Origin of the sequence: Pantoea sp. AS-PWVM4 (assembly GCF_000468095.1) — a bacterium.
Lineage (GTDB): Bacteria > Pseudomonadota > Gammaproteobacteria > Enterobacterales > Enterobacteriaceae > Pantoea > Pantoea phytobeneficialis.
In genome coordinates this window covers 63,220-79,471 of sequence record NZ_ASZC01000011.1, presented here as the reverse complement: position 1 = coordinate 79,471, position 16,252 = coordinate 63,220, and the positions used below count along the sequence as shown (strand labels likewise).

13 protein-coding genes are annotated in these 16,252 nt (G+C 55.7%); 9 read left to right on the top strand and 4 right to left on the bottom strand.

Annotated elements, in window-relative coordinates; all coding sequences use genetic code 11:
• Position 1 precedes the first annotated feature (1 nt).
• The 7 genes from ispG to L579_RS11120 all read left to right on the top strand — a co-directional run bounded on the left by ispG (position 2) and on the right by L579_RS11120 (position 9,109).
• On the top strand, positions 2–1,123 hold the full coding sequence (gene ispG, locus L579_RS11150) for a flavodoxin-dependent (E)-4-hydroxy-3-methylbut-2-enyl-diphosphate synthase (RefSeq protein ID WP_013510081.1): 1,122 nt from the start codon (positions 2–4) through the stop codon (positions 1,121–1,123).
• A 103-nt stretch (positions 1,124–1,226) separates the two neighbouring features.
• Complete coding sequence (gene hisS, locus L579_RS11145; protein WP_021184347.1) at positions 1,227–2,501, top strand: histidine--tRNA ligase; 1,275 nt, start codon at positions 1,227–1,229, stop codon at positions 2,499–2,501.
• 38 nt (positions 2,502–2,539) lie between these two features.
• Positions 2,540–3,157: a YfgM family protein gene (locus L579_RS11140; protein ID WP_021184346.1), complete on the top strand. Its 618-nt coding sequence runs from the start codon at positions 2,540–2,542 to the stop codon at positions 3,155–3,157.
• Between the two features lie 19 nt (positions 3,158–3,176).
• Positions 3,177–4,358 (top strand): outer membrane protein assembly factor BamB, encoded by a 1,182-nt coding sequence (gene bamB, locus L579_RS11135; protein ID WP_021184345.1) that lies wholly within the window; start codon positions 3,177–3,179, stop codon positions 4,356–4,358.
• A 156-nt stretch (positions 4,359–4,514) separates the two neighbouring features.
• Positions 4,515–6,005 carry a ribosome biogenesis GTPase Der gene (der, locus tag L579_RS11130; RefSeq protein WP_021184344.1) on the top strand — a complete coding sequence of 497 codons (1,491 nt, stop codon included), beginning with the start codon at positions 4,515–4,517 and terminating at the stop codon, positions 6,003–6,005.
• 51 nt (positions 6,006–6,056) lie between these two features.
• Entirely contained in the window at positions 6,057–6,284 is a 228-nt protein-coding gene (locus tag L579_RS11125; protein WP_021184343.1) for a zinc ribbon domain-containing protein, read from the top strand.
• A gap of 395 nt (positions 6,285–6,679) precedes the next feature.
• Positions 6,680–9,109 (top strand): glucose/quinate/shikimate family membrane-bound PQQ-dependent dehydrogenase, encoded by a 2,430-nt coding sequence (locus tag L579_RS11120; RefSeq protein ID WP_021184342.1) that lies wholly within the window; start codon positions 6,680–6,682, stop codon positions 9,107–9,109.
• Between the two features lie 70 nt (positions 9,110–9,179).
• Here L579_RS11120 and L579_RS11115 read toward each other — a convergent pair whose 3' ends face one another.
• The 3 genes from L579_RS11115 to xseA all read right to left on the bottom strand — a co-directional run bounded on the left by L579_RS11115 (position 9,180) and on the right by xseA (position 11,966).
• Positions 9,180–9,536 carry a protealysin inhibitor emfourin gene (locus L579_RS11115; RefSeq protein ID WP_051337970.1) on the bottom strand — a complete coding sequence of 119 codons (357 nt, stop codon included), beginning with the start codon at positions 9,534–9,536 and terminating at the stop codon, positions 9,180–9,182.
• Entirely contained in the window at positions 9,512–10,525 is a 1,014-nt protein-coding gene (locus tag L579_RS11110; protein WP_021184340.1) for a M4 family metallopeptidase, read from the bottom strand. Before L579_RS11110 ends, L579_RS11115 begins: the two co-directional genes overlap by 25 nt.
• A gap of 82 nt (positions 10,526–10,607) precedes the next feature.
• Positions 10,608–11,966: an exodeoxyribonuclease VII large subunit gene (gene xseA / locus L579_RS11105; protein ID WP_021184339.1), complete on the bottom strand. Its 1,359-nt coding sequence runs from the start codon at positions 11,964–11,966 to the stop codon at positions 10,608–10,610.
• A 170-nt stretch (positions 11,967–12,136) separates the two neighbouring features.
• On the opposite strand from xseA, the gene guaB reads away from it, so the two are divergent.
• Both guaB and guaA read left to right on the top strand, forming a co-directional pair.
• Positions 12,137–13,603 carry an IMP dehydrogenase gene (guaB, locus tag L579_RS11100; protein WP_013510071.1) on the top strand — a complete coding sequence of 489 codons (1,467 nt, stop codon included), beginning with the start codon at positions 12,137–12,139 and terminating at the stop codon, positions 13,601–13,603.
• A gap of 72 nt (positions 13,604–13,675) precedes the next feature.
• The gene (gene guaA, locus L579_RS11095) at positions 13,676–15,256 is read left to right on the top strand and encodes a glutamine-hydrolyzing GMP synthase (RefSeq protein ID WP_021184338.1); all 1,581 of its coding nucleotides are present in this window, start codon (positions 13,676–13,678) and stop codon (positions 15,254–15,256) included.
• Positions 15,257–15,315: 59 nt separating this feature from the next.
• Here guaA and L579_RS11090 read toward each other — a convergent pair whose 3' ends face one another.
• Complete coding sequence (locus L579_RS11090; RefSeq protein ID WP_021184337.1) at positions 15,316–16,209, bottom strand: oxidoreductase; 894 nt, start codon at positions 16,207–16,209, stop codon at positions 15,316–15,318.
• Positions 16,210–16,252 lie beyond the last annotated feature (43 nt).

Genomic DNA, 16,252 nt, shown 5'->3' with positions numbered 1-16,252 from the left:
TATGCATAACGAAGCACCCATTATCCGTCGCAAATCAACGCGGATTTACGTCGGCAAGGTGCCAGTCGGCGATGGTGCGCCTATTGCCGTTCAGTCGATGACCAACACCCGCACCACGGATGTTGAAGCGACGGTCAATCAGATCAAAGCGCTGGAGCGCGTGGGCGTTGATATCGTCCGTGTCTCAGTGCCGACGATGGATGCGGCGGAAGCCTTCAAACTGATTAAGCAACAGGTCAATGTGCCGCTGGTGGCGGATATTCACTTTGACTACCGCATTGCACTGAAAGTCGCGGAATACGGTGTCGATTGTCTGCGTATTAACCCAGGCAATATCGGCAACAACGAGCGTATTCGTCAGGTAGTGGATTGCGCACGTCACTACAACATTCCGATCCGTATCGGCGTTAACGCCGGTTCACTGGAAAAAGATTTGCAGGAAAAGTACGGCGAACCCACGCCGCAGGCGCTGCTGGAATCGGCGATGCGCCATGTGGATCACCTCGATCGACTCAACTTTGATCAGTTCAAAGTCAGCGTCAAAGCCTCGGATGTCTTCCTCGCGGTGGAATCTTATCGCCTGCTGGCGAAAGCCATCGATCAACCGCTGCACCTCGGGATCACTGAAGCGGGTGGCGCGCGTGCCGGTGCGGTGAAATCCGCTATCGGTTTAGGGCTGCTGCTGTCTGAAGGAATCGGCGATACGCTGCGTATTTCGTTGGCGGCCGATCCGGTGGAAGAAGTCAAAGTCGGTTATGACATCCTCAAATCACTGCGTATTCGCTCACGCGGCATCAACTTTATTGCCTGTCCGACCTGTTCGCGTCAGGAGTTTGATGTGATCGGTACAGTGAATGCGCTCGAGGAACGCCTTGAAGACATCATCACGCCGATGGATGTCTCGATTATTGGATGCGTGGTCAACGGACCTGGCGAAGCGACCGTCTCCACGCTAGGTGTAACCGGCGGTAATAAGAAAAGTGGTTTCTACGAAGATGGCGTGCGTCAGCGCGACCGCCTCGACAATCAGGACATGATCGACCAGCTGGAGGCGCGTATTCGTGCCAAGGCATCGATGCTGGACGAAAGCCGTCGCATCAACGTGCAGCAGCTGGAAAAATAAGGGAAGGTACGCATCCGCGTACCCGTTTGTGATTGAACCTGTGCGGTTTCATCCTCATAAGGTATGATGCCGGACAGGTTTTTTTGTCTTAAGAGATTCTAACGTGGCGAAGAATATTCAAGCGATTCGCGGGATGAACGATTACCTGCCAGCAGATACGGCAATCTGGCAGCGTATTGAAGGTACGCTCAAGCAGGTGCTGGCCAGCTATGGTTTCAGTGAAATTCGCCTGCCGATCGTTGAGCAGACTCCGTTGTTCAGCCGCGCGATTGGTGAAGTCACCGACGTGGTTGAAAAAGAGATGTACACCTTTGAGGACCGCAATGGCGAAAGCCTGACGCTGCGTCCTGAAGGCACGGCGGGCTGCGTGCGCGCCGGTATCGAACACGGTTTGCTGTATAACCAGGAGCAGCGTCTGTGGTACATGGGCCCGATGTTCCGTTATGAGCGTCCCCAGAAAGGTCGTTACCGTCAGTTCCACCAGATGGGTGCGGAAGTGTTTGGTCTGCAAGGACCCGATATTGACGCGGAACTGATTATGATGACCGCGCGCTGGTGGAAAGCGCTGGGTATCGCCGACCATGTCCAATTGGAGCTGAACTCTATCGGTTCCCTGGAAGCGCGTGCCAACTATCGTGACGCGCTGGTGGCCTTCCTCGAAAAGCACAAAGAGGTGCTGGACGAAGATTGCAAACGCCGCATGTACACCAATCCACTGCGTGTGCTTGATAGCAAGAATCCGGACATCCAGCAGCTGTTGAATGATGCGCCGACGCTGGGTGACTTCCTTGATGAAGACTCCCGCGCGCACTTCAGTGGCCTGTGTGCTCTGCTGGATGATGCCGGTATCAAGTACAGCATCAACCAACGCCTGGTGCGTGGTCTCGACTATTACAACCGTACCGTGTTTGAGTGGGTAACCAGTGCGCTGGGTTCACAAGGCACAGTGTGTGGTGGTGGTCGCTATGATGGCCTGGTGGAACAACTGGGTGGCCGCGCGACGCCAGCCGTTGGTTTTGCCATGGGGCTGGAGCGTTTGGTGTTGCTGGTTCAGGCCGTTAACCCGGAATTTGAACCGACGCGCATTGTTGATGTCTATGTTATCGCTTCGGGGCAGGGCGTACAGTCTGCCGCGATGCAACTGGCGGAAAAACTGCGTGATGCTGACCCCCAATTGAAGCTGATGACCAACTTCGGTGGTGGTAACTTCAAAAAGCAGTTTGCCCGTGCAGACAAGTGGGGCGCGCGCATTGCGCTGGTGCTGGGTGAAGATGAAGTGGCAACCGGGCAGGTAGTGATTAAAGACCTGCGTACCGGCGATCAGCAGACGCTGGCCCAGAGTGAAGCCGCCGCGACGTTGCGCACGCTGTTGCAGTAAGCGTGCATCGCAACAGCCATTTTTAGGAGAAAGATTGCGTGGAAGTTTACAGCAACGAAAACGAACAGGTTGATGCGCTGCGTCGCTTTTTTGCCAACAATGGCAAGGCGCTGGCGGTAGGCGTTGTCATCGGTATCGCAGCATTGGGCGGCTGGCGTTTTTGGGCCAGCCATCAAGCAGGCGCCGATAAAGCAGCCTCAGCACAGTATCAGCAGCTGACCAGTGCCATGCAGGCTGATAAGCCGCAAACGCTGGAAGCGGTTGCCAGTTTTGCCAGTGCAAACAACAACACCTACGGTGCGTTGGCGTCTCTGGACCTGGCGAAGCAGTACGTTGAAACCAACCAGCTGGACAAAGCTATCGCTCTGTTGCAGAGCGGGCTGAAAGATACCAAAGATGCCAACCTGCAGGCGGTCATTAACCTGCGTCTGGCACGCATTCAACTGCAACAAAATCAGGCCGATGCCGCACTTTCTACCCTCAACAATGTTAAGGGTGATGGCTGGACAGCTATCGTAGCGGACATTCGTGGCGAAGCGCTGCTGAGCAAAGGCGACAAGCAGGGCGCGCGTGATGCCTGGAGCAAAGGTGCGGAGTCGCAAGCTTCTCCGGCACTGAAGCAAATGTTGCAGATGAAGATGAATAACTTAAGTTAAGCCAGTCAAGAGAGCGCACATGGAATTACGTAAATACCTGCTGCCAGGGCTGATTTCAGTCACCCTGCTCAGCGGTTGCTCGCTGTTCAGCGGCGAAGAAGATGTAGTGAAAATGGCCCCGCTGCCGAAGGTTGAAAACCAGTTTACGCCGCAAACCGCGTGGAGTACCTCGGTTGGCGATGGTGTGGGTGATTTCTACTCCAATCTGCATCCGGCCTGGCAGGACGGTACCGTCTATGCGGCTGACCGCTTTGGCGTGGTGAAAGCGCTCGATGCCAGCAACGGCAAAGAAAAATGGAAAGTGAATCTCTCTGAGAAGACCGGCTTCTTCTCGAAAAACATCTCCGCTCTGCTGTCAGGTGGTGTCACCGCGAACGGCGATCACATCTTTATCGGTAGTGAACGCGGTCAGGTCTTTGCACTGAACACCAGCGATGGCAGCATTGCCTGGCAGACGAAGGTCGCGGGTGAAGCGTTGTCGCGTCCGGTGGTCAGCGATGGCCTGGTACTGATCCACACCAGCAACGGTCAGTTGCAGGGACTGGATCAGGCCACCGGTACCATCAAGTGGAGCGTCAACCTGGATATGCCAGCGTTGTCACTGCGTGGTGAATCCGCGCCAGCCGTTGCTTTCGGCGGTGCGATTGTTGGCGGTGACAATGGTCGCGTCAGTGCAGTGATCATGAATCAGGGGCAGTTGATTTGGCAGCAGCGTATTTCGCAGCCAAGTGGTGCCACTGAGATCGATCGTCTGAACGATGTCGATACCACGCCGGTGATCGTCAATGGCGTGGTTTACGCGCTGGCCTACAACGGCAACCTGACGGCGCTGGACCTGCGTTCAGGCCAGATTATCTGGAAACGCGAAATCGGTGGCGTGAAAGATCTGATTGTTGATGGTGGCCGTATTTACCTGGTTGACCAGAATGACCGCGTCGATGCGCTGAACGCCGATGGCGGTGTGGCTATCTGGCGTCAGAGTGAGTTGCTGCACCGTAACCTGACTTCCCCGGTGCTGTTTGACGGCTACCTGGTGGTGGGTGACAGCGAAGGCTACGTGCACTGGATCAATACGCTGGATGGCCGCTTTGTGGCACAGCAGAAACTCGACAGCTCCGGCTTCCAGACCGAACCGGTGGTAGCGGGTGACAAGCTGCTGATTCAGTCAAAAGACGGTGAGGTTTACGCCATCTCCCGTTAAGGGCCTGGTCTGGCTGTAGGTTACGACGGCTCCTGATTGTTCAGGGGCCGTTTCGTTTTTATGGTATTCTTAGCGCCTTCAGCCTGAACCTTACGGCAAATGCCGTTATAATCACGCCATTCGGGCGATTAAATTTTAAAAACTGAGGCAAGTGTTATGGTACCTGTGGTCGCGCTGGTTGGGCGTCCCAATGTGGGAAAATCTACGCTGTTTAACCGCTTAACGCGCACCCGTGATGCGCTGGTGGCGGATTTTCCTGGACTGACTCGCGATCGCAAATATGGTCGCGCCGAAGTTGAAGGGCGCGAATTTATTGTTATTGATACCGGTGGTATCGATGGCACTGAAGAAGGCGTCGAAAACCGCATGGCGGAACAATCGCTGCTGGCGATTGAAGAAGCGGATGTGGTGTTGTTCCTGGTGGATGCCCGTGCGGGTGTGATGCCAGCCGATCAGCAGATCGCCAATCACCTGCGGGCGCGTGAGAAGGCCACGTTCCTGGTGGCGAACAAAACGGACGGTCTTGATCCGGAAGCGGCGGTGCTGGATTTCTACGCGCTCGGCCTCGGTGAGATTCATGCAATCGCGGCCTCTCATGGTCGTGGCGTGACATCGTTGCTGGAAACGGCACTGCTGCCGTGGATGGACGAAGTGGCACCGCTGGAAGTCAGCGAAGAGGACGAAAACGAAGCCTACTGGGCGGCGTTAGCGGCAGAAGAGAACGGTGAGACGCTGATCGATGAGGAAGAAGATGACTTCGACCCGACCACGCTGCCGATCAAACTGGCGATTGTGGGCCGTCCTAACGTGGGTAAGTCAACGCTTACTAACCGTATCCTCGGTGAAGACCGTGTGGTGGTGTATGACATGCCGGGTACCACGCGTGACAGCATCTACATCCCGATGGAACGTGACGATCGTGAATATATTCTGATCGACACCGCCGGTGTACGTAAACGCGGAAAAATCACCGACACCGTGGAGAAATTCTCGGTAATTAAGACCCTACAGGCGATTGAAGACGCTAACGTAGTGATGCTGGTGATTGATGCGCGTGCGGGCATTTCCGATCAGGATCTGTCGCTGTTGGGCTTTATCCTGAACAGTGGGCGCTCACTGGTCATCGTGGTCAACAAATGGGATGGCCTGTCGCAGGAAGTGAAAGATGAAGTGAAAGAGACGCTGGATTTCCGTCTGGGCTTTATCGACTTCGCGCGTGTGCACTTTATCTCGGCCCTGCACGGCAGTGGTGTGGGTAACCTGTTTGAGTCAGTGACCGAAGCTTACGATTGTTCCACCAAGCGTGTGAATACCTCGATGCTGACGCGCATCATGAATATGGCTGCCGAAGACCATCAGCCGCCGCTGGTGCGTGGTCGTCGCGTGAAGCTTAAATACGCGCATGCCGGTGGTTATAACCCGCCGATTGTGGTGATTCATGGTAACCAGGTGAAGGATCTGCCTGATTCCTACAAACGTTATCTGATGAACTACTTCCGCCGTTCACTGAACGTTATGGGTACGCCGATTCGTATTCAGTTCAAAGAAGGGGATAACCCCTATGCAGGCAAACGTAACCTGCTGACGCCAACGCAGCAGCGTAAACGTAAGCGTCTGATGGCGCACCTGAAAAAGAACAAGAAATAAGATGATGAGGGCCAGATTGGCCCTCATTTTTTTATCTGTCTGGAGAACGATATGAGCGCCCATTGCCCCAACTGTCAGCAATTACTCACCCACAGCGATGCGGGATTCGATTGTCGCCACTGCGGCAGCCATTTTGGTGAGATCGCCATCTGCCCGGATTGCCATCAACCGTTGCAGGTGCTGAAAGCCTGTGGCGCAGTGGATTATTTTTGCCAGCACGGCGACGGCCTGATTTCGAAAAAGCGGGTGACGTTTATCCCCGACGTCGCCGAATCGTAGCGGCGCGATTTATCGCGCAATTCCGCGCTCGATGTAACAAACCCCCGCGCAATAAATCGCGCCGCTACGGAAATATGCTATTTCAGCTTCTTAAATTTTAATAAGTTACGACTGGATTTGTAGCAAAAATGCTATTACCCAGTAACTCCTGCGTTATGGATGTTCACTTTTTAATGTACCAGGTGGTACAATCCTGCCGCCTTGTGGCGAACATCAATAGCGCTTCGCTGTGTCCTTCCTCACAAGACTGCATCTCGGGCGTCGCACCCGTACCAATAGTTCTAAAATAAAGACGTAAACGAAACGATTCCTGCCACAGGCAGGGCACGGGATCTGTGACCGGAAAGCACCCATATCTGGCACCTGCGCTTTATTTTTTCAGGAGAGTTTGTGTTATGGCAGAAAATCCCGCTCGCCCCTGTAAAGGGTTGAGCATCTGGTCTGTATTGTTCGGACTGGTCCTGTTGGCCGTTGGCCTGTTCTTCGCCATCGGCGGTGGTAAGCTGGTTTCTCTTGGCGGCAGCTGGTACTTCCTGATCAGCGGTATTGTTATGCTGCTGTCGGCGGTTCAATTCTTCCGTCGTAAATCTTCAGCCGTTACCCTGTTTATTCTGGTCTTCGCTGGCACCCTGATTTGGGCGCTGGTGGATGCGGGTTGGGTATTCTGGCCGCTGGTTTCACGCCTGATGGTCCCTGCTGGCCTGATGCTGCTGGCGTTCCTGACCTGGCCTGCATTGCGCAAAGCTGAGGGCAAAACCTCGCTGGCTAAAGTCTCTTACGCGCTGTCTGCGGTGATTGCCGTGGGTATGGTGGTGACCTTTGTTCAGATGTTCCAGCCTCATCCGACCGTGGCTTTTGAAGGCAAAGAGCTGCCGCTGATTCCGGTGGATAAAGCGAAACAGCAGAAAGACTGGGACAATTACGGTAACACCCCGGGTGGTAATCGCTTTGTGGCGTTGGACCAGATCACGCGTGATAACGTCAAGGATCTGCAAGTCGCCTGGACGTTCCACACTGGTGATACCCCGATCAGCCCGACCGGTAACGGCGCGGAAGATCAGGAAACCCCGTTGCAGGTTGGCAACACCCTGTACCTGTGTACGCCACACAACAACGTGATTGCGGTTGCGGCTGATACCGGTAAGCAGATCTGGAAACGTGAAATCAACGCCCAGTCTCAGGTGTGGAACCGCTGCCGTGGCTTGGCGTACTTTGACGCGACCAAACCGCTGACGCAACCGACTCAACCTGGCTCAACGCCGGTGACCCCGGTGACTCTGGCGGCGGGTGATACCTGTCAGCGTCGCATCCTGATGAACACCATCGATGCGCGTCTGATTGCTATCAACGCTGACAACGGTGAGTTCTGTGAAGATTTCGGTAACCACGGCGTGGTGGATCTGAAAGCGGGCCTCGGCAACGCACCAGACCCGCAGTATCAGCTGACTTCCGCGCCTGCGATGGCAGGTACCACTGTAGTGGTGGGCGGTCGTGTTGCTGATAACGTGCAAACCGACATGCCGGGCGGCGTACTGCGTGGCTTCGACGTCATCACTGGCCAGATGCGTTGGGCGTTTGACCCAGGCAACGTGGACCCGAATGCCGTACTGATGCCGGGCAAAGACTATACCCGCAGCACCCCGAACTCCTGGGCACCAATGTCCTACGATCCGGCGATGAACACCGTGTTCCTGCCGATGGGTAGCTCGTCTGTTGACCTGTATGGTGCAGATCGTACCAAACTGGATCACAAATACGGCGCATCTATTCTGGCGCTTGATGCGACTACCGGTAAAGAGAAGTGGGTTTACCAGACCGTCCATAACGATCTGTGGGACTTCGACCTGCCGATGCAGCCGAGCCTGGTTGACTTCCCGATGAAGGATGGTACCACTAAGCCTGCGGTCGTGATCGGTGCGAAAACCGGTATGATCTGGGTACTGGACCGCCTGACCGGCAAGCCTTTGACCAAAGTTGAAGAACTGCCGATGCCGCAGGGCCACATCCCGAACGAGCAATACACCAAAACCCAACCGCACTCGGTAGAAATGCCGAACATCGGTAACCAGACCCTGAAAGAGTCTGATATGTGGGGTGCTACGCCGTTCGACCAACTGATGTGTCGTATCAGCTTCAAATCCATGCGTTACAACGGCCTGTTTACCGTGCCGGACACCGATGTGTCCCTCAGCTTCCCGGGTTCACTGGGTGGTATGAACTGGGGCAGCATCTCGTTTGATCCGAACAACCAGTACATGTTCGTCAACGATATGCGTCTGGGCCTGTGGGTGCAGATGGTGCCGCAGGACACCAGCAAAGCAGCTACCAGCAATGGTGGCGAAGCGGTGAACACCGGTATGGGTGCGGTGCCGCTGAAAGGCACACCGTATGCAGTCAACAAAAACCGCTTTATGTCTCCGCTGGGTATTCCGTGCCAGGCTCCGCCGTTCGGTACCATGTCTGCGATTGATATGAAGACCCGTCAGATTGTCTGGCAGGTGCCGGTAGGTACGGTGCAGGATACCGGTCCGTTCGGTATCAAGATGCACGCTCAGATGCCTATTGGTATGCCGACGCTGGGTGGCTCTCTGGCAACGCAGGGTGGCCTGGTATTCTTCGCCGGTACTCAGGATTACTACCTGCGTGCGTTTGACAGCTCAACCGGTAAAGAAGTGTGGAAAGCCCGTCTGCCAGTAGGTAGCCAGGGTGGCCCGATCAGCTACGTGTCTCCGAAAACCGGCAAACAGTACATCCTGATCTCCGCAGGTGGTGCTCGTCAGTCTCCGGACCGTGGTGATTACGTGATCGCCTACGCTCTGCCGTAACCGTCACTGCCTCGGCCAGTGCCTGCTGGCCGGGTAAACGAAAAAAGGACCGACATCGCCGGTCCTTTTTTTATGCCTGTTCGCCATCTCGCCACAGCGCTTCCAGCTCGGGTGGCGCAACCTGCTCAGGAATCAGTATCACAATCGTTCCTGACTGCTGATGGGTGGCATAACTGATTTGCAGGCGAAAATAGCGTTGATCGCCACGCCCCATGCTGGCAGCCTGATCTTCTGGTTCACCCAGTGACATCGCCTGCTCAAGCACGCTGCATACCCGGTGTTTTTGTGGTTCAGGCAATTGCGCCAGGGCAAAACGGCGTTCGCCACGTAAATGTGGGATAAAAGCCAGCCCGCCTTCGCGAGCCAGTTCAATAATCGCATCATCGGTGAGTGGGGGAATGTTCACATCACACCTACCTCCTGCCATGCAGATTGAATTGCATCCGCCACTGAGCGATTAAAGCGTTTGCTGGCATGCTGGATGGTAAAGCCAGCAAAGGTGCTGAAATTCGCATCCTGCGGCAGGCTACGGTCACATAACGTGTCATACCATGCCTGACCCGCCAGTTCCCAGGCAAAACCGCCCAGCGCTTTGGCAGCGAGATAAAATGCCCGGTTAGGAATCCCGGAGTTGAGGTGTACGCCACCATTATCATCACGGGTTTCGATGTAATGGGCCATATCGGCAGGTTGCGGATCTTTTCCTAACATCGGATCGTCATACGCCGTGCCAGGCGCTGACATGGAGCGCAGGCCGCGTCCGTTGATCCCTTTTGCCAGCAACCCTTCCCCGATGATCCAGTCGGCCTGATCGGCGGTTTGCTGCTGGTGAAATTGTTTTACCAGCGAACCGAACACATCCGACATCGACTCATTCAGCGCACCCGACTGTGAGAAATAAACCAACCCGGCTTCGCTTTCGGTCACGCCGTGGGTTAGTTCATGCGCCACTACGTCGATGGCGATGGTAAAACGATTAAAGATCTCACCATCGCCGTCACCGAACACCATTTGCTGGCCGTTCCAGAACGCGTTCTGATACTCCTTGCCGTAATGCACGGTACCGTCCAGTTTTAATCCCCGGTTATCCAGCGAGTTACGTTGATAGATTTGCCAGTAGAAATCGTAAGTGATCCCGAGATAGTCCCAGGCTTCTTCTGCTGCCACGTCACCGTTGCCAGGCTGGCCTTCCTGGCGTAACAGCGTGCCGGGCAGATTTTGCGTATGTTCGGCATCGTAAATCGCACGCACCACCTGGCCGGGTGTGGCCGCGCTATTGGGGGAGGTGGTGCGTTTGTGTTCGGCCATCAGATGTTGAACATGGGTCAGCGTGCGGCGTGCATAATCCTGCTGTGGAGCGGAGCCATGCGCAATAATATTGCGCAACATGTAAGGCGGAATCACGCTGTAAGGCATATCAGACTCCCTGACAGATGAATGTGTCAGAAAGTATAGCAAGGCCCGTAGCGGCGCGATTTATCGCGCAAGGTTTTGCGATTTATTGCGCAGACTTACGAGGGGTAAGGGCGGTCACTTCACTTTCCACCCAACCATCATCCAGCCGGGTGCGTAGCAGATCGCCTTTGCTCAGCTGCTGCATTTTCTTCACCACATGGCCCTGGGTATCCGTGGTGACGCTAAAGCCACGCGCCAGGGTCGCCAACGGGCTGACCCCTTCAAGTTGTGCCGCCAGCGTGCCGAAGCGCTGACGATGCTGATTTAACTGGTTCTGCATTCCCTGTTGCAGCCGATATTGCCACTGCTGTAGCTGTTGCTGAGCACGCAAAATACGTGGCTGTGGCTGCTGTGCGTTCAGGCGTTGTAGCAGACGATCCTGTTGACGACTGGCGCTACGCAGACGCTGATCCATTGCGTCATGGAGTTTCTGCTGCAATTGCAGCAGGGCGGTGTTTTGTCGTGCCAGCCGCAGTTGCGGGTGTTGCTGCTGCAAGCGATGCAGAATACGCGTGTAGCGGCGCTGCTGCTGCGCCAGATAGTAATCCATCGCCATTTCCAGGCGTTGCTGCTGAGATTGCAGACGGCGCAACAATTCCAGCTGATTACGGCTCACCAGCTCAGCGGCGGCTGAGGGGGTTGGCGCACGCAGGTCGGCAACGAAATCGGCGATGGTGACATCAGTTTCGTGGCCGACTGCGCTGACAATCGGCAAGCGGCTGGCAAAAATGGCGCGCGCCACGCGTTCGTCGTTGAAGCTCCACAAATCTTCCAGCGAACCGCCACCGCGTCCGACAATCAGCACATCACATTCATCGCGTAGGTTTGCCAGTTCAATAGCGCGCACAATCGCAGCGGGGGCATCCACTCCCTGCACCGCGGTGGGATAAATCACCACCGGCAGGGAAGGGTCACGACGGTGCAGCACGCGCAGCACATCGTGCAGCGCTGCGCCGGTTGCCGATGTGATCACCCCAACCTGGCGTGCCGGGTCCGGCAGCGGTTGTTTAAATTGCTGATCAAATAAACCCTCTGCCGCCAGCCGGGTTTTCAACTGTTCGAACTGCTGCTGCAACAAGCCTTCACCGGCCGGATGCATGCTTTCGATAATCAGTTGATAGTCGCCACGCGGTTCGTACAGCGTGATACTGGCACGCACCAGCACCTGCTGACCGTGCTGGGGGCGAAAGGCCACCCGACGGTTGCTGTTACGGAACATGGCACAGCGTACCTGGGCACCATCATCCTTCAGGGTGAAGTACCAGTGGCCGGATGCCGGTTGGGTAAAGTTGGATATCTCAGCACTGAGCCACACCAGGCCCATTTCATTTTCCAGCAGTTGACGCACCGTGGTATTCAGGCGGCTGACAGTAAAAATATTGGCGGTTGGCGGTAGCGACATGTGATGGAGATCAAATATCAAATCAGAGGGTTAATTAACCGATACTACATGGCTGGTACAGGGGATCAAGAGTTTTTCTGAAAAAACACTGGAGGCAACCGATTTCGGCCTGTATAATGCCGCGGCAATATTTTATCTGTTCTCATTCACCCCCAGGTTGAGATATTGCCATGCTACGAATCGCTAAAGAAGCACTCACATTTGACGACGTTCTGCTCGTTCCTGCTCATTCTACCGTTCTGCCTAACACGGCCGATCTCAGCACCCAACTGACGAAAAACATTCGTCTGAACATCCCTATGCTCTCCGCAGCGATGGACACCGTGACCGAAGCCGGTCTGGCGATCGCGCTGGCACAGGAAGGTGGTCTGGGCTTTATCCACAAAAACATGTCAATTGAGCGCCAGGCGGATGAAGTTCGCAAGGTGAAGAAACACGAAAGCGGCGTGGTCACCGAGCCACAAACCGTGCTGCCGACCACCACCCTGGCGGAAGTGAAAGAACTGACCGAGCGTAACGGCTTTGCCGGTTACCCGGTGGTTAATGCCGACAACGAATTGGTAGGTATCATCACCGGTCGTGACGTGCGTTTCGTGACCGATCTGAGCCAGCCAGTTTCTGCGGTGATGACACCGAAAGAGCGCCTGGTCACGGTGAAAGAGGGCGAAGCCCGTGACATCGTGTTGCAGAAAATGCACGAAAAACGCGTTGAGAAAGCGCTGGTGGTGGATGACAGCTTCCACCTGCTGGGCATGATCACCGTTAAAGATTTCCAGAAAGCCGAACGTAAACCGAACGCCTGTAAAGATGCGCAGGGCCGTCTGCGTGTGGGTGCGGCGGTAGGTGCCGGTGCGGGCAACGAAGAGCGTGTTGATGCGCTGGTTGCGGCAGGCGTGGACGTTCTGCTGATCGACTCCTCACACGGTCACTCTGAAGGTGTGTTGCAGCGTATCCGTGAAACCCGTGCGAAATACCCGGACCTCGAGATTATCGGCGGCAACGTTGCCACCGGTGCTGGTGCGCTGGCGCTGGCGCAGGCGGGTGTGAGCGCGGTGAAAGTGGGTATTGGCCCTGGCTCCATCTGTACTACCCGTATCGTAACCGGCGTAGGTGTTCCGCAGATCACCGCCGTTTCTGACGCGGTAGAAGCGCTGGAAGGTACCGGTATTCCGGTGATTGCTGATGGCGGTATCCGTTTCTCTGGCGACATCGCAAAAGCAATCGCAGCCGGTGCGGCGGCAGTCATGGTCGGCTCTATGCTGGCGGGTACGGAAGAATCTCCGGGTGAAATCGAGCTGTATCAGGGCCGTTCATTCAAATCCTACCGTGGCATGGGTTCACTGGGCGCGATGTCTAAAGGTTCTTCAGACCGTTACTTCCAGACCGATAATGCCGCCGACAAACTGGTGCCGGAAGGTATCGAAGGTCGCGTAGCCTATAAAGGCCGTCTGAAAGAGATCGTGCACCAGCAGATGGGCGGTTTGCGCTCCTGTATGGGTCTGACCGGTTGTCCGACTATCGATGACCTGCGCACCAAAGCAGAATTTGTGCGCATCAGCGGCGCAGGCATTCAGGAGAGCCACGTCCATGACGTGACCATCACCAAAGAGTCGCCGAACTACCGCTTGGGTTCATAATCCCGTAAGATTTACCGCCCGGCTTTAGCCGGGCGCTTTTATTATTAAGTCCATCCCAATGGAAACGCCGCAATGACGACTGAAAATATTCATAAACATCGCATTTTGATCCTCGATTTTGGTTCTCAGTATACGCAACTGGTCGCGCGCCGCGTGCGTGAGCTGGGCGTCTACTGCGAACTCTGGGCGTGGGATGTCACCGAAGAGCAAATTCGTCAGTTCAACCCGAACGGCATCATTCTTTCTGGCGGCCCGGAAAGTACTACCGAACTGAACAGCCCGCGTGCACCGGAATACGTTTTCAACGCTGGCGTGCCGGTGCTGGGCGTGTGCTATGGCATGCAGACCATGGCGATGCAGCTGGGTGGTAAAGTTGAAGGCTCCACCGAACGTGAGTTTGGTTATGCGCAGGTTGAAGTGACAACCCCGAGCGCGCTGATTCGTGACATCGAAGATGCCATCAGCGACGCAGGCAAACCGCTGCTGGACGTATGGATGAGCCACGGTGACAAAGTGACTGCCATCCCGGCTGACTTCGTTACCGTCGCCAGCACCGAAACCTGTCCGTTTGCCATCATGGCCAACGAAGAGAAGCGTTTTTACGGCGTGCAGTTCCACCCGGAAGTGACTCACACCCGTCAGGGGCTGCGTATGCTGGAGCGCTTTGTGCGCGATATCTGCGGCTGTGAAGCGCTGTGGACCCCGGCAAAAATCATCGAAGATGCGGTTGAGCGTATTCGCGAGCAGGTCGGCGAAGACAAAGTCATCCTGGGCCTGTCTGGCGGCGTGGATTCTTCCGTCACTGCGATGCTGCTGCACCGCGCGATTGGTGACCGTCTGACCTGTGTATTCGTCGACAACGGCCTGCTGCGTCTGAACGAAGCTGACCAGGTGCTGGAGATGTTTGGCGACCACTTCGGGCTGAACATTGTCCACGTAGCGGCGGAAACGCGTTTCCTTGAAGCGCTGGCGGGTGAAAACGATCCGGAAGCCAAACGCAAAATCATCGGTCGCGTATTCGTTGAAGTCTTCGATGAAGAAGCGGGCAAACTGACTGACGTAAAATGGCTGGCACAGGGCACCATCTATCCGGATGTGATTGAGTCTGCGGCTTCTGCCACTGGCAAAGCGCATGTCATCAAATCGCACCACAACGTCGGTGGCCTGCCGAAAGAGATGAAGCTGGGTCTGGTCGAGCCGCTGAAAGAGTTGTTCAAAGACGAAGTGCGCAAAATCGGTCTGGAGCTGGGCCTGCCATATGCCATGCTGTACCGTCACCCGTTCCCGGGTCCGGGCCTTGGCGTGCGCGTGCTGGGCGAAGTGAAGAAAGAGTATTGCGACCTGCTGCGTCGTGCCGATGCCATCTTCATTGAAGAACTGCATAAAGCTGACCTGTATAACAAAGTCAGCCAGGCGTTCACCGTGTTCCTGCCGGTCCGTTCTGTGGGGGTGATGGGCGATGGTCGTAAATACGATTGGGTGGTGTCACTGCGCGCAGTCGAAACCATCGACTTTATGACCGCACATTGGGCGCACCTGCCGTATGACTTCCTTGGTCGTGTCTCCAACCGCATCATCAACGAAGTGAACGGCATTTCGCGTGTGGTTTACGATATTTCAGGTAAACCACCGGCAACCATTGAGTGGGAATAATCCCCACTTCAGTTGCATAATCATCCTGAGCCCGCATTATTGCGGGCTTTTTTGTTTCATCAACCCGGCCCGTCACTGCCCGCCGCCAGCAGCGGCACCACCACATCGCTAATCGGGGTAGCGATACCGTGGACACGGCCATAGCGCTGTACGACGCCGTTGCGGATGTCCCATTCCAGCGGACGATCGGCCTGGCGATCCGCCAGAATCGAGGTGCCTAAATCCACCGGTGCACGATGGAAGCCATCGACAATCTCCTGTGGCACCGCATCACTCAGATTCGCGCCTTCTGCGCGTGCTACTGACAGACATTCGCGCAGATACGCCAGCGCCAGTTCAGTGATATCAGGACGCGAAAACATTCCGGCACGACGATTTGCCATCACCATCAACCCGGCGACCGCGTTCTGCAATAACTTACGCCAGGCAATCGATTTAAAATCGTCTGAGATATCGACCTGACAGCGGGTATCGCGTAACGCAGCTACCACCAGGTGGGTCTGCGGGGTCGCCGGCAGAGTCAGGCGGGGTTTGGCGCGCAGCCACACCGAGGCGTCAGGTTCACGTTGCGCAGGGAACCACACCACTGAGGGCAGAACCGTGGCACCTGCGACAAAGGGGGCCAACTGTGCTGGCTGTTCAACACCGTTTTGCAGCGCGCAGACGACCGTCTGTTCGTGGCATAACGCAGTCAGCCAGGGTGCGGTGGCTGCAATCTGCGTCGTTTTGACAGCGACGAAAACCAGATCGAAGGGCGCAGCTACTGCCGCCGGATTTGTCAGTACCGGACCAGGCACAATGATGTTGCCTTCATCGGTACGCAGCTCCAGTTGCGGATGGGCCGTGCGCCCAAAAATGGTTGGCGTGCGTCCCACCTCATGCAGTGCAGCCGCAATGGTGGTGCCAATAGCGCCGGGGCCAATCAGCGCAACAGTGGGATTTTCGTTGTTCATTATGATTACCCTTTTATGAATTTGATGGTCATCCATACTGCAT

Bases quoted from the DNA above. Each gene is read 5' to 3' on its own strand.
- L579_RS11115 (WP_051337970.1), bottom strand. From the start codon at position 9,536: ATGGCAGGAGGTAGGTGTGATGTGAACATTCCCCCACTCACCGATGAT.
- L579_RS11120 (WP_021184342.1), top strand. From the start codon at position 6,680: ATGGCAGAAAATCCCGCTCGCCCCTGTAAAGGGTTGAGCATCTGGTCT.
- L579_RS11090 (WP_021184337.1), bottom strand. From the start codon at position 16,209: ATGAACAACGAAAATCCCACTGTTGCGCTGATTGGCCCCGGCGCTATT.
- guaA (WP_021184338.1), top strand. From the start codon at position 13,676: ATGACGACTGAAAATATTCATAAACATCGCATTTTGATCCTCGATTTT.
- der (WP_021184344.1), top strand. From the start codon at position 4,515: ATGGTACCTGTGGTCGCGCTGGTTGGGCGTCCCAATGTGGGAAAATCT.
- ispG (WP_013510081.1), top strand. From the start codon at position 2: ATGCATAACGAAGCACCCATTATCCGTCGCAAATCAACGCGGATTTAC.
- L579_RS11110 (WP_021184340.1), bottom strand. From the start codon at position 10,525: ATGCCTTACAGCGTGATTCCGCCTTACATGTTGCGCAATATTATTGCG.
- guaB (WP_013510071.1), top strand. From the start codon at position 12,137: ATGCTACGAATCGCTAAAGAAGCACTCACATTTGACGACGTTCTGCTC.
- xseA (WP_021184339.1), bottom strand. From the start codon at position 11,966: ATGTCGCTACCGCCAACCGCCAATATTTTTACTGTCAGCCGCCTGAAT.
- L579_RS11125 (WP_021184343.1), top strand. From the start codon at position 6,057: ATGAGCGCCCATTGCCCCAACTGTCAGCAATTACTCACCCACAGCGAT.
- bamB (WP_021184345.1), top strand. From the start codon at position 3,177: ATGGAATTACGTAAATACCTGCTGCCAGGGCTGATTTCAGTCACCCTG.